Annotated in this window: 6 protein-coding genes; all 6 read left to right on the forward strand. The window is 68.9% G+C overall.

Annotated elements, in window-relative coordinates; translation table 11 throughout:
• Positions 1-3 precede the first annotated feature (3 nt).
• The 6 genes from WMF44_RS16745 (at position 4) to WMF44_RS16770 (ending at position 14,245) form a co-directional block, all read left to right on the forward strand.
• Positions 4-807, forward strand: a complete 804-nt coding sequence (locus WMF44_RS16745) for a hypothetical protein (RefSeq protein WP_437300113.1) — start codon at positions 4-6, stop codon at positions 805-807.
• A gap of 1,196 nt (positions 808-2,003) precedes the next feature.
• The gene (locus WMF44_RS16750) at positions 2,004-4,229 is read left to right on the forward strand and encodes a type VI secretion system Vgr family protein (RefSeq protein ID WP_437300114.1); all 2,226 of its coding nucleotides are present in this window, start codon (positions 2,004-2,006) and stop codon (positions 4,227-4,229) included.
• Positions 4,230-4,269: 40 nt separating this feature from the next.
• The gene (locus tag WMF44_RS16755) at positions 4,270-6,543 is read left to right on the forward strand and encodes a type VI secretion system Vgr family protein (RefSeq protein WP_437300115.1); all 2,274 of its coding nucleotides are present in this window, start codon (positions 4,270-4,272) and stop codon (positions 6,541-6,543) included.
• A gap of 13 nt (positions 6,544-6,556) precedes the next feature.
• A complete protein-coding gene (locus WMF44_RS16760; RefSeq protein WP_437300116.1) occupies positions 6,557-9,331 on the forward strand; it encodes a type VI secretion system Vgr family protein in 2,775 nt (924 codons plus the stop codon).
• Positions 9,331-9,903 carry a hypothetical protein gene (locus WMF44_RS16765; protein ID WP_437300117.1) on the forward strand — a complete coding sequence of 191 codons (573 nt, stop codon included), beginning with the start codon at positions 9,331-9,333 and terminating at the stop codon, positions 9,901-9,903. Before WMF44_RS16760 ends, WMF44_RS16765 begins: the two co-directional genes overlap by 1 nt.
• 112 nt (positions 9,904-10,015) lie before the next feature.
• A complete protein-coding gene (locus WMF44_RS16770) occupies positions 10,016-14,245 on the forward strand; it encodes an RHS repeat-associated core domain-containing protein (protein ID WP_437300118.1) in 4,230 nt (1,409 codons plus the stop codon).
• Positions 14,246-14,363 lie beyond the last annotated feature (118 nt).

The raw sequence follows: 14,363 nt of genomic DNA on the forward strand, positions 1-14,363 counted from the left end.
GCCGTGAGCCCGCAATGTACGCTCTTCCAGCTGCTCGTCCTCGCCGCCTGCGGAGGCCCCCAGCTGCCCTCGGCCGCCGCCGTAGCGGGCACCGTCGAGGCACCGCCGCCGAGGTGCGCGCTGCCCGGCGCGCCGACGGTGGTGCGTCGCGAGGGCAACGCGGTGTTGCAGGTGTGGGAGGTGCCGGCCGCGCCGGTGCTGTTCGAGGAGGTGCTGCCGAGCGCGCCCGGGTACCTGGCGTATCGTAAGGCGATCGCGGCGGCCGGCGGTGACCTCGAGCGTCCGGTCGCCGATCCACCCCAGCCGCGCGACGACGCCGAGCGCGAGCTATGGCGCCGCGAGGACGAGAACGTTGCGCTGATGTACGGCGGCGCCGGTCGCGTCCGGCCTATCCGCTGCCTCGAGGCAGCCCTGTTCGCGGCCCAGGACGCGCGCTATTCGGAGCTCACCCAGCCCACCGAGTTCATCGCGTCGATCCTGCGCCGCGAGGTCGGCGGCCGGCCCCAGCTCAAGATTTACTTCGGGGGGAGCGACGCGATGTTCCCGCCCAAGGCGTTCTATGGCTTCGACGAGGTCCGCCGCGACGTGGCCGCCGGCTGGGAGTATTGGGTCGTCCTCCACAACCACACCGTGCGTACTCTTGACGGCAAGCCCGCCCTCGGCGTGCCTGCGCCCAGCACCGGCGACGTACAGATCTCCCGCGGGCTCGTCAAGGAGTTGGGGCTGCGCGCGGTGTGGGTCACGAACGGCTTCTACACCGGCGAGGCTACGGCCGAAGAGCTCGCCCGTTACCGCATCCGCGATTGACGGTCAGCGCATAGCTTGCGCAAGGGTGAAGGTCGCTTCGGAAGAAGCGGCCCGTCCACAATGCGGACGACGCAATCCGCTGGTTTCCGACGCCTGCAGATCTGACCAGTAATCCACTGCTGCTGTCCACGCTTCTGACAGTTCATCCTCTCGATGGACAGCTCCCTTCCGGGCGCGCGTCTTCAATTATATATGCTAGGGAATCACCATCGCCGTACATCAATCGGCTCCTCCTCAGGATCTGTGGACGCATGAGCCGAGCATGGCAGAACGACTTGCGGGCATCCGCAGCTGCAGGCACGATGAGGCACTCAGAGATCTGACAAGCTGCGGTTTGACGTCCTCCGTCAACATGACTTCTTGGTCAGCTGGGCGTGAAGCTCCGCGACGGTGCGTTCATGCGGTGACGACCTGCATCACTGGACAGCGCGGTCGCGTGTCCGCCGTCGCGTGAGACTGACAGGGCAAGTCCGGAGCGCCATCTCGGAGAGGTTGACGGCGGGGGAGCCCTCCATGGCGAAGATCGGGCGCCAGCTCGGGATGAGCTCGCGGCATCTTCCCCGACTCCCTGTTCAATCCTCTCGGCGTTCGCATGAGCGGCGTGGCGGGGGTGTTGATCTGCATCACCGGGTTCGTGCTGTTCTCGTTCTACGATGAGAAGTCGGTGACGGCAGCGCTCAAGGAGATTCAGGGGACGAAGGTCGAACCTCCTAGAGCGACAAACGGGTTGAAACCGCCAGAAGAGAGCAGAATTCGAACCGCCAAGGCGCCAACGACGCCAAGAGAATCACAAAAATCTTGGCGTCTTATGGCGCCTTGGCGGTTCACTTCTCGCTCGATCAACGTGATCGGTCTTCTAGGCATCAAGAACCCGACGCTGCTGCGGCGAGCGCGGCCGCGGAGGGTAGTTGAAAGATACCGCCGCGCTGCCGCGCCCGCGCACCGCCCGGTGGTGAGGTACGTTGGCCGAAGGGCGGGTCTCTTGAACCGCCAAGCGCGCCAAGAGCGCCAAAAAACACAACAATCTTGGCGTCTTATGGTGTCTTGGCGGCTCCATCATTCCGCCAGGGCGGAGCAAGTACCCCACCACTCACCGCCCGGAGCTCCGCGCGATCCGGCCCCCCACGCTGCTCCCCCCGCGTCGGGTTCCAGCGCCGGGGCTTGGCGCCGTCCGCCGATCGCCTACCATGCCCCCAATGGCCGCTACCTTCGCCACCTTCTCCCTGGAGGGCGACAAGCTCCCCGCGGACGTCGCCGTGACCCGCTTCGAGGCCGTCGAGGCGATCTCCACCCCCTACACGGTCGAGGTGCGCTTCGCGACGCTGGACGCGTCGTTCCGGGTCGAGGACTGCCTGCGCAGCCGCCTCTGCCTGCGCGTCGTCGACACGTCGGGCAAGGAGCGGCTGTACGACGGCATCGTGGACCGCGCCGGCTTCGCGCACATCGTGGGCGAGAGCCGCCAGTTCGACGTCCGCCTGCGGCCCGCGCTGGCCGCGCTCGAGCACCGCGAGGGGTGCCGCATCTTCCAGGAGAAGACGATCGTCCAGGTCGCGCAGTCGGTCTTCGAGGACGCCGGCTTCGGCGACAAGGTCGAGTGGCGGATCGCGAAGGAGTACGAGCCGGGCGAGTTCATCGTCCAGTACCGCGAGTCGCACCTCAACTTCGTCTCGCGGCTCCTCGAGGACAACGGCCTCTTCTACTACTTCCGGCACGAGGCCGCCGGGCACACGATGATCATCACCGACGACCCCGCCGCCTTCGAGGTCGAGGAGGGGCTGCCGGTGAGCTTCCGCATGGCGCAGGGCGGCCTGCCCGGGAGCCTGCCGCTCTCCAGGTTCACGAGGACGCGCGCCCTGCGCACGAGCCTCGTCCACCTCCGGGACCACGATTTCGAGAAGCCCGACGTGAAGCCGGAGTCCGCGCTGCCCCGCAAGGAGGCCATCGCGCTGCCCTACTTCGAGTACCCCGCCGGCTTCACGAAGGGGAGCGTGGGCAGTCGCCGCGCCGAGGCCCGCATGCGCGAGCTCTCCGCCGACGCCGACGTGTGCGAGGGCGAGAGCCGCGCGGCCGGGCTCAAGGTGGGCGAGCCGTTCGCCGTCGAGGGCGCCGCGGAGCCGTGCCTGAACGGCGAGTTCGTGGTCACCCGCCTCGTCTCGCGCGGCAACCAGACGCTCACCGGCGGCGTCACGAACTACGACGTCGAGAACCACTTCCGCGGCGTCCCCAAGGGCGCGCCCTTCGCGGCCGAGCGCCGCGCGCGGCGGCCGCGCATCCGCGGCATCCAGACGGCGGTCGTCACGGGGTCGAGCACCCAGGAGCAGGCGATCCACGTCGACAAGTACGGCCGCATCAAGGTCCGCTTCTTCTGGGACCGGCAGGGCCAGCAGGACCACACGTCGAGCTGCTGGCTGCGCGTCTCGCAGATCGCGATGGGCGGCTCGATGATCCTGCCCCGCGTCGGCTGGGAGGTCTCGGTCGCGTTCCTCGACGGCGACCCGGACCGGCCGCTCGTGCTCGGGCGCACCTACAACGCGGAGAAGACGCCGCCCGACGCGCTCCCCGCCGCCAAGGCGTCCGGCACGCTGAAGAGCATGTCGTCGCCCGGCGCGGGCGGCCACAACCAGATCGGCATGTCCGACACCGCGGGGAGCCAGGGGTTCGGCATCCACGCCCAGAAGGACCTCAACGTCACCATCAAGAACGACAAGGTCGAGGAGGTGACGGTCAACGAGGAGCAGCACATCAGCGTGAACGGCTCCCGCTCGGTGAAGGTCGACGACTCGACCTCCGTGGCCGGCAATCAATCGCTCGACGTCGGCGCGGTGCTCTCGCACAAGATCACCGGCGACCAGAGCATCTCGATCGGCGGCAACGACACGTCCAACGCGATCAGCAACTACGTCGAGAAGGTCACCGGCAATCGCTCCTACACGGTGAGCGGCAACCAGATCACGATCTCGAACGGCGTCAGGCACTCCATCACCGGGGACATGAGCCGCAAGGTCGGCGCGCTGCAGCTCTCCGGCAGCCTGGGCTCGATCAACGACAACGTCCTCGGCGGGATGACGGAGACGGTGGGCGCCGTGAAGGCGCAGATCATCAACGGCAGCCATGGAGAGCAGATCACGGCCAACAAGGACCAGACCTCGCTGGCGGCGGAGCTCCACCTCACGAAGGGCTCGCTCTCCCAGGTGGCGCTCGGCGTCACCAACATGGTCGGCGGCCTCCACTACCAGAAGCTGGACGGCGACCTCGTGGTGCAGGCGCCGCTCATCACCCTCCTCGGCGCCGTCGGCGCCTTCAAGGGCGGCGGCAGCGAGCTCAAGCTCGGCGGCGGACCCGTCGTGATCAAGGGGTCGAAGATCGCGGTCAAGGGCGCGCTCGTCGTCAAGATGGGCGCGTCGATGAAGCTCGGATCGTGAGGGCCCATGAGCGCTGGTGACGTGAAGAGAGAGGTGAAGAGTGGCTGATCATCATGTCCTCGCGATCCCCTCCCTCAGCGTGGAGGGCAAGATCTACCGGGTGCTGCGCTTCGACCTCACGGAGCAGCTCTCGGAGCTCACCCGCCTCGAGTGCGAGCTGCTCGACGACGAGGCGGCGCTGCCGAGGCCGAAGGAGGTCCTCGGCAAGCGCGCCGTGTTCACGCTGTCGCGCAGCGACGACACGCAGACGCGCTCCTTCGCCGGGACCATCGTCCTCGCCGAGCTCGTGCCCGATCCCGACGACGTGCCCACGCTGCGGATCGAGGTCGCGCCGGCGCTCTGGAACCTCGGGCAGCGCTCCGACTGCCGCATCTTCCAGGACAAGAGCGCTGTCGACATCGTGAAGGAGGTCCTCGAGGGCGCGGGCGTGCCCGCGGGCCAGCAGGACTGGCGCGTGACCGAGCCGCACCCGGCGCGGGTCTACACGGTCCAGTACCGCGAGCGGGACCTCGATTTCGTGCGCCGCCTCCTCGCCGAGGAGGGGATCTACTTCGCGATCCACATGAAGGACGAGGAGGACGTCCTCGTCTTCGGCGACTCGCCGACCGGCCTCGAGGACATCGAGGGCGCGACGTCGCTGCCGTTCTTCCAGGACTTCGGCGTCGAGGGCTTCGCGGATCGTATCGTCCGCCTCTCCCGGGAGGTCTCCGTGCGGAGCGACAAGGTGTTCGTCCGCGACTACGACCCGGAGAAGCCCTCGACGAAGCCGGAGGCGTCGGCCGAGGGGAGCGATCCCGGGGAGCACGTGCTCGAGATCTACGAGCACCCGGCGCGCACCGCCGACGCGGGCGTCGCGGAGCGGCTCGCCAAGGTGCTGCTCGACTCGGTGCAGGCGGAGCGCGACGTCGTGCACGGCGAGACAGGCTCGCTCGCGCTGCTCCCGGGCCGGCGCTTCTCGGTCGACGGTCACCCCTACGACCCGCTCAACCAGGAGTACCTCGTGGTCCGCGCGCGCATCGCCGGCAGCCGGCCGCGGAACTTCGAGCTCTCCGGCCGCGCGGGCGCGGAGGACGGCGCGCGCGACCTCCGGTCGAGCTGCGAGTTCTGGGGCGTGCCGACCGGGACCACGCGCTACAGGCCCCCGCGGCGCGCCCGCGAGCAGGTGATCCCGGGCACGCAGACAGCGATGACCACCGGGCCCTCGGGGCAGGAGATCCACACGGACGCGAGCGGGCAGGTGAAGGTCTCCTTCCACTGGGATCGCTCCGGCAAGAAGGACGACACCTCGAGCCGCTGGATCCGCACGAGCCAGGTGCCCACGGGCGGATCCATGCTGCTGCCGCGCGTCGGGTGGGAGGTCACCGTGCGCCACGTCGAGGGCGACGCCGACCGGCCGTTCGTGATGGGCCGCATGTACAACGCGCTCACGCCGCCGCCCTACGCGCTCCCGAAGGAGGCGGGCAAGAGCTCCCTCCAGACAGCGACGACGCCGGGCGGGGGCAGCACCAACGAGCTCCGGATGTCGGACGCGAAGGGCGGCGAGGAGATGTTCATCAACGCCTCGAAGGACATGTCCACCGAGGTGAAGAACAACGCGACCGAGTCGATCGGCAACAACCACAAGAAGAAGATCGGCGCGGATCAGACGACGAACGTCACGGACAGCATGACGACCAGCATCGGGTCGAACCAGACGCTCTCGGTCTCGGGCAACCAGTCGATGAAGATCGAGACCTTCCACGTCGACGACATCGGCGGCGATCACTCGCTCTCGATCGGCGGCAACCGCGACATGAAGATCGGCGGGGATCACAAGCGCGACGTCACCGGCAACAGCGCGCTCACGGTGTCCGGCAACCAGATCGATCTCGTGGTCGGCTCGGTCACGGATCAGACCCTGGCCGGCTTCAACCACGAGGTCGGCGCGGCGCTCGTCGAGCTCGCGCTGGGGCACCGCTCGGTGACGGTCCAGGGCGACCGGAGCGAGACGGCCACCGGCGCGAAGGTGATCGCGGTCAAGTCGGGCCGCGGCGTCCAGGTCGGCGGATCGATGAACGTGAAGGTCGGCGGCGCGATCGTCAACGTGGCGAACGGGAACCGCGTGGAGAGCTCGCTCGGCACGTACACCGAGCTCGCGGGGGGCGCGCAGCTCGTCAAGGCGAACAACGCCGTCTTCGAGGCGACCGGCGCGCTCACGCTGGTCATGGGCGCGTCGATCCTCTCGCTGACGCCCGCGAGCGTCGCGATCATCGGCGTCTCCGCGAAGCTCGACGGCGACGTCTCCGACACCGCCGCCCTGGTGCTCGACAACTGAGGAGGAGGCGAACGTGGCACGCGAGATGATTGCGCACTTCACGATCGACGAGGTCCCCGCGGCCCGGGTGCTCCGCTTCGAGTCGACCCACGAGGCCGGCAGGCCGCTCGTCCTCGACGTCGAGGTGTACCTCCACACGTACCAGGAGCTCGACGCGATGATCGGCAAGCCCGCGGCGCTCTCCTTCGGCGTGCCCGGGGAGGCGCCGCGCGTCATCGCGGGCACGGTGGAGGCCGCGACCTCGATCGGCACCACCGAGCTCGGCGTCGAGGGGCTCCTGGGCGTCCGGTACGCCGTCCGCGTCGTCTCCTCGCTCGCGCTCCTCGCGCGCAGCGTCGACTCGCGGATCTTCCAGGACATGAGCGCCAAGGAGATCGTGGCGAAGGTCCTCGAGGATCACGGGATCACCAGGGTGGCGTGGCGGCTCAGCGGCGACTGTCCGAAGCGCGAGTACTGCGTGCAGTACCAGGAGAGCGCGCTCGCGTTCATCTCGCGGCTCATGGAGCACGAGGGCATCTACAGCTTCGTCGAGGTGGACGCCGACGGCGAGCTCCTCGTCTTCGACGACGACAGCACCGTCGCCGGGCCGATCGCGGGCGACCCCGCGCTGCCGTTCCGCCGGCGCACCGGGCTGAGCGCGGCCGACGAGCGCGACGCGATCTACGCGATCCGCGAGCTCGAGCGGGTGCGCTCCGGCAAGTTCGTCCTCCGCGATTTCGACTTCGAGCGGCCGAAGCTCGATCTCACGGCGACCGCGGCGCAGGGGGAGAACGACGCGCTGGAGCGCTACGACTACCCGGGCGGCTACTTCGAGCCGAGCGAGGGGAAGCGGCTCGCGCAGATCCGGCTGGAGGAAGAGCAGGTCGAGCGGCGCACGATCGAGATCGACACCGTCTGCGCGCGCCTCGCGGTCGGCCAGAAGCTCACGATCACGGACGCCGGCGAGCTCGACGGCGAGTACTTCCTCTTCGCGGTGAAGCACACCTACGTCCACGAGGAGGACGACGCGCGCGGCGGCGAGCGCGCGACGCCGCGCTCCAGGGCGCGGGCGCGCCTCGTGCCGGCTTCCGTGAAGTACAGGCCGCGGCGCATCACGCCGATCCCGCTCATCGAGGGGCCGCAGACCGCGACGGTGGTGGCGCCCGCCGGCTCCCAGACCGAGGCGATCCACACCGACGAGTTCGGCCGCTGCAAGGTGAAGTTCCACTGGGATCGCAGCGACGTGATCGACGACAAGGCGTCGTGCTGGATGCGGGTCGCGCAGCTCCAGACCTCCGGCTCGATGATGCTCCCGCGCATCGGCTGGGAGGTGATCGTCGAGTTCCTGGAGGGGAACCCCGATCGGCCGATCGTGACCGGGCGCCTCTACAACGGCGTCTATATGCCGCCGTACGCGCTGCCGGAGGGCAAGACCCGCACGGCGATCCAGACCTCGAGCACGCCGGGCGGCGGCGGAGCCAACGAGATCCGCTTCGAGGACAAGGCGGGCTCCGAGGAGATCATGGTGCACGCCCAGCGCGACATGAAGACGGTCGCGGCGAACAACGCCAAGCGGAACATCGGCAACAACGAGACGTCGGTCGTCGGGAACAACGCGTCGCTCGAGGTCGGCGGCAACCAGACGACGAAGATCACGAAGGGCTCGCAGAACACGGTCGGCGCGAACCAGACGATCAGCGTCGGAGGCAACCGCAACGTCGAGGTGAACGCCGTGTCGGCGCTGACGGCGAAGGGCAACGCGACGACCACCGTGGGCGGCAATCAGTTCGAGATGGACGGCAACCCCCTCGAGGCGATGCTCGCGCTCGCGGCGCAGGCGGCGGTGCAGTTCGCGAGCGTGATGGCCAACAACGCGATCGCGGCGGTCCAGGGGCAGGTCGACGGCGCCATCAACCAGGTGATGGCGCCGATCAACGGGCTGACCCAGAAGGCGGCGGGGGTGTCGGGCGCGATGCAGGCCGTCGCCGGCGGCGACATGAGCCGCATGCCCGGCATGATCGCGGGCGCGTCGGGCATCCCCGGCGCGAGCCAGCTCGCGGCCTCGATGGGCGGAGGCGGGGGTGGCGGAGGCGGCGGCGGCGCTGCCGGCGGCGCGCCGGGCGCCGCAGCGCCCAACATGCTCGCCTCGATCGCGTCGAACGTGGCGCAGAGCAGCCTCGCCGGGAAGGTCTTCGTGAAGCCGGAGGCGCTCGCCTCGGCCCTCGGCATGGACGGGGGCGGGGGCGGCGGCGCGTCGACGGCCAACGTCGGCGGGCCGGACGGCGCCGTCGATGGCGTCGACGCGACGGACCGCGAGAAGGGGCCCGGGCACACGACAGCCAAGGTCACGGGCACCCACAAGGAGGACGTGGGCTCGATGAAGGTCCTGGGCGCGATCCAGGACATCGACAACAACGTGACCGGCAAGAAGACGATCGACGTCGGCGCCGCGACGGTGCAGGTGGCGTTCGGCAGCTACGCGGAGAGCGTCACGGGCTCGAAGAGCGAGAAGGCGACGGGCCTGGTCGTCCTGAGCAACGGGGGCGAGAGCGAGACGGTCACAGGCTCGCGCACCGCGATGGTGGGCGGCGCGGTCGTCGACAAGCTCAAGGGGTCGCACGTCGTGCAGGCCGTCGGGCCTGCGACGTTCATCGGGGCCTTCCACAAGGTGGAGGCGAAGGGCGCCATCGTCTTCAAGTGCGGCGCCAGCGAGGTGGTGATCGACGGCGCCGGCGTCACCATCACGTCCCCGCTCGTGACCATCCTGGCGCCGAAGATCCAGCTGCCGAAGAAGGTCTCGGAGGTCTGATGGCGACTCCGTTCGACGGTGGCTCTCGGGCGGCAGGCGCGTCGCTCTCGCTGGAGGAGCCGGACGCCGGGGCCCCGGCGGAGGACGCGTCCGGGTCGCCGCGCGTGACGCTCGACGACGTGCTCGCCGAGCCGGCCGCGGCGCCGCTCCCGGCGCCGAAGGCGCAGCCGCTCGGCGCCGCCATGCGGACCGCGCGCGTCGCCTCGATCGCGGGGCGGAGGGCGTCGATCCACGTCCGTGGCGCGGAGGGGCCCGTCGACGCGCAGATCGCGCCCGACGTCGATCCCGAGGTGATCGCCGACGCCCGCGCCCGCGGCGACGCCGTGCTCGTCGAGCTCTGCGACGGCGAGCCCCCGCTGATCGTCGCGGCCCTGACGACGCAGCGGCCGCATGCGCTCCACCTCAAGGCGACCACCGTCGCCATCGAGGCGGAGCAGGAGCTGCTGCTCCGCTCCGGCCGCGGCGCGGTCCGCATTCGCCAGGACGGCGACATCGAGGTCGTGGGCAGCCGCATCAGCGCCGCGTCGCGGGGGCTGTTCCGGATCGTCGGGAGGCTCTTGCGGTTGAATTGACGGCGCGCACCGCGTGTCCGCTGGAAGGCTCGGCAGTCATAGCTTTCACTCAGGGAGCGTCGAAACAGCAATGCGAACGGCACCTGTCCCCAACATCCCGGCCATCCCGGGGATGAACCCCGGAGTCTTCGTTCTCGGCGGCGGCGGTGATGGCGGCGGGGCCGGCGGCCGCGGAGGCGGCGCGGGCAAGGACAAACAAGGCGCGAACGGCAAGAACGGGGGCGACAGCGCCTCGGGGGGCGGCAAAGGTGCCTGCGGCTCCGGCCAGAACGGCGGGGCGTGCCCAAACCATCACGGCAAGAAGGGGAGCGGCAAGGGCTCCAAGGGAGACCCTGTCGACATCGTGACAGGCCGTGTCTTCACGATCCCGGTCACCGACGTGCACTTGCCGGGTCCTCTGCCGCTGACGCTGACCCGCAGCTACACGAGCGCCGCGCGCGACCGCGACGTCGGGCTCGGGCGCGGCTGGTACCACTCGTACGCGTGGGAGGTGGAGGTGCACCGCGGCCGGACGAGGCTCTGGACCGGGAACGGCATGTACGTCGACTTCACGCCCATGCGCGTCGGCGAGTCGGCGGTGGGCCCCTCCGGGTGGCTGCTGGTCCGCGGCCAGACCGGCTTCGTGCTCGATCGGGGCGACGGCCGTTGGCTCGTCTTCGAGCACGCCTGGCAAGACCGGTATCTCCTGTCGGCGGAGACCGACTCTCACGACAACCGCATCTCGTTCTTCTACAAGGAAGGTGTCCTGGCGCAGATCGTCGACTCGGTCGGTCGCAGGGTCGAGGTCCGCTCCACGAGGGAAGGGCGCATCGCGTCGTTCGAGGTGAAGAACGCGGCGCACCGGGGCCAGCTGGTCCCGTTCGCGCGGTATCGTTACGACGACGCGGGGGACCTCGTGCTCGCCGAGGACGCGATGGGCGCGGCGACCAGGTACACGTATACGGATCATCTCCTGACGTGCCAGGAGCACCCGACGGGCCTTTGCTTCTATTTCGTCTATGACGGGGCAGGGCGGTGCGTCGAGACCTGGGGCGCGTACCCGGGGCGCGAGGATGAGAGCCTCGCGGCCGACGTCCCGGCGGTGCTCGCCGACGGGACCACGGCGGCCAAGGGCATCTTTCACACGAAGCTCGAGTACGGGCCTGACAACTACGTGGAGGCGGCCGACTCGATCTCGGTCGAGCGCTTCTTCGGCAACGACTTCGGGAGCGTCGACAAGGCGGTCACGGCCGCCGGCGTCTTCTGCCGCACGTACGACGCGTGGGGAAACCTGCTGTCGTTCACCGACGCGACGGGGGCGACGACCCGCTGGGAGCGGGACGCCCGCGGGCGGGAGCTCCGGATCACGGATGCTCTCGGCCGGGTGACCACGTTCGAGCGGGACGCCGACGGACACATCCGGAGGGCGGTCGATCCTGCAGGGGGTGTCATCGAGACGGGGCGCCTCACGGGCGGGCTCGTGTGGCGCGACGCCATCGGCGCCACCTTCGAGGTGCACTTCGATCGCCGCGGGCTCACCACGCGGACCGTCGCGCCGAACGGCGGGCAGACGCTGTACAGGTACGACGATCACGGAAACCTCATCGAGCGGACCGACCCCACGGGCGCGGTGACGCAGTACACGTACGACTACTGGGGCCGCCGCCAGAGCATGCTCGACGCGTCGGGGGCGATGGTCACGTACGCCCACGACGACGCTGGCCGCCTCCGATCCGAGCGAACGCCGGACGGCGGCGTGACGCGCTACGAATACGATGCGTCGGGAAACTGCACGTCGATCTGGCACCCGAACGGCCACACCACCACGCACCGTTATGCGGGGTACAACCGGATCGTCGAGACGCGCGAGCCCGACGGGCGGATCAGCAAATATCGATACAACCGTGAAGGGCGCCTCGTCGAGGTGCACAACAGCCACGGAGAGGTGCACCGCATCCAGCTGAACGCGGCCAGGCTCGTCTCGGAGGAGGTCACCTTCGACGGCCGCACCCTTCGCTATCGCTACGACGCCATGGGGCGTGTCGTGCAGTTCGAGAACGGCCTCGGAGAGAAGACCGGGTACGTCTACGATCTCGTGGGCCGCGTCGTGGAGCACCAGTACCCCGACGGCGGCGTCGAGACGTTCGAGTACGACGAGCTGGATTACATCATCGCCGCGCACGGCCCGTCGGGCGACATCTTCTTCGAGCGCAATCTCCTGGGCTGGGTGACGTGCGAGCGGCAGGTGAGCGGCGGCGAGACGTTCTCGGTGGAGACGAAGCATGACTTGATGGGCAATGTCGTCGAGCGAAGGACCTCCCGCGGACACCACCAGACCTGGGTGCGCGACGTCGCCGGCCGCGCGCTGCGGGTGACGCTCGACGGCAACGAGGAGCTCGGCGTCGTCCGCGACGCGCTCGGGCGAGAGACCGCTCGCTATTTGCCCGGCGGCGGGCGTGTGGACGTCGTCTATGACGGGCTCGACCGCATGGTCCAGCGCACGGTGTCGCGCGGGGTCGCGGGCCCCGTGGTGGCCGCAGGGCAGCCCGACTGGATCGGGGCGCACCCCCATGACCTCACCCTCCGGCAATCGGTTCACTACACGCCGCAGGGCGATGTGGCCGCGGTCGACGACGATCGCTCGGGCGCCGAGCGATGGGAGCACGATCCGCGCGGGCAGGTGCTGGCGCGCACCGACGCCCACGGCCGGGGCGAGCACTTCCGGTACGACGCAGAGGGGAACGTGCGCGAGCTCGGCGCCGGCGCGCCGGAGCGCGAGTACGGGCGCGGCAACGTGCTGCTCCGGCGCGGCCCCGTGTCGTACGTGTGGGACGGCGACGGGAGGCTGATCAAGCGCCGCGTGGTCATGCCGAGCGGTCAGGAAGCCACGACGAGCTACGAATGGAACGGCGCGGGTCTCCTGAGCGCCGTGGTGCGCCCCGACGGCGTCCGGATCGAGCATGCCTACGACCCCTTTGCCCGGCGCCTCGAGAAGCGCGTGCTCAGGCGAGACGAAGGCGGGCGCATGGACACGCTGTCCACGACGCGGTTCATCTGGGACGGGGACACGCTCGTTCATGAGATCAAGCGCGAGTGGGGCCCGGACGGCGAGCGGGTCACCCAGGAGAGGACGTACTGCACCGACGAGGAGACGTCGGCGCCGTGGGCGCAGAAGGACGCCAGGAGCGGCGAAGGCGATGCTGTGTCGATCGAGTGGTATTATTACCTGAACGACCCTGTCGGCAGACCGGAGCGCCTGCTCGATGCCGCCGGGAATGTCGCTTGCGAGCTCGACCGCACGGTGTGGGGCGCCGCGCGTCCGCGGGAAGGCGCCCGCACGGACACGCCGATGCGGTTCCTCGGGCAGTACTACGATGACGAGACGGGGCTGGCGTACAACCGTTATCGCTACTACGACCCCGCGGTAGGACGGTACATCAGCGTCGACCCGGTCGGGCTGCTCGGCGGGCAGAACGGGTTCTCCTATGCGGGGAATCGGCCCACGAAGATGGTGGACCCGACGGGGTTGATGTTCGCGTCGATTGTCAGGCGCGAGGACGCGGATGGCAATCAGCTGAAGAGCATCGAAGGGAAGAGTTCGACGGTTCAGGGTGATAGTGACCTGGACCCGGCGCTCAAGGATGCCGTTGTCAATGCGCGGGATAAGTTCGCGGACCCTAATAAACCACCCGGTGATCCTCGCAATGTCGATGCAGATGGTAGAGCCAAACCGAAGGCGTCCAGCAAAGCGGGTCGATGCGCTGAGATTGATGCGTTGAACCAACAAGCCAAGGACGTTCGTGGCCGCCTCAGCAAGAAGGAGGGGTGGGCGAAGATGTCCGAGGCCGAACAAAATGCCCGTGTTCGCAACGAGTTGCGCGAAGAGTATCGCCGCGGCGCGCGAATCGAAGCGTACAACAGGCAGAACAAGGGAAAGATATCTCCAGAGAAGCCTTGTCCGTTCTGCGCACAAGTCTTCCGCGAGCTAGGCATCCACCCGGTGAACATCGACGCTGATCCGAACAAAGACGTGCCTGATGCCGTCAAGCAGGCGGCCGGCCTCACTGTAGGCAAGGCGGGCGGCGGGGTCATGCACGAGGGGAAAAAATGGGATCACCGGACAGACGGCGTCTACGAACCGGATAGAAACGATCCAGGGAAGGAGGTGGCGCTTCAGAATCTATCTGGCACCAACGTCGTGCCGAAGTTGAACCCGGACGGGTCGCAGCAAATGACGAGGCGTGATCCGAACGCGTTCCGCGATGAACAAGGCAATTTTAGACGGCCCGACAAGCCGGTGCCTCCACCGCAACCAAAGTTCGTACCACCCGAAGACGACACCTCCGACCCGACCAAGAAATGAGCGATTCCTCCGATAATATCGCGGTCCGCTCGCTGCTGGAAGGTCTCGAGCGCGCCCCAGGATCGGTCTGGCGCGCCACTCGATCCGTCCTTGCAACTGCGGATCCATCCGCAAGCGT

The sequence above is a fragment of the Sorangium sp. So ce426 genome, from assembly GCF_051475585.1.
GTDB lineage: Bacteria > Myxococcota_A > Polyangia > Polyangiales > Polyangiaceae > Sorangium > Sorangium cellulosum_B.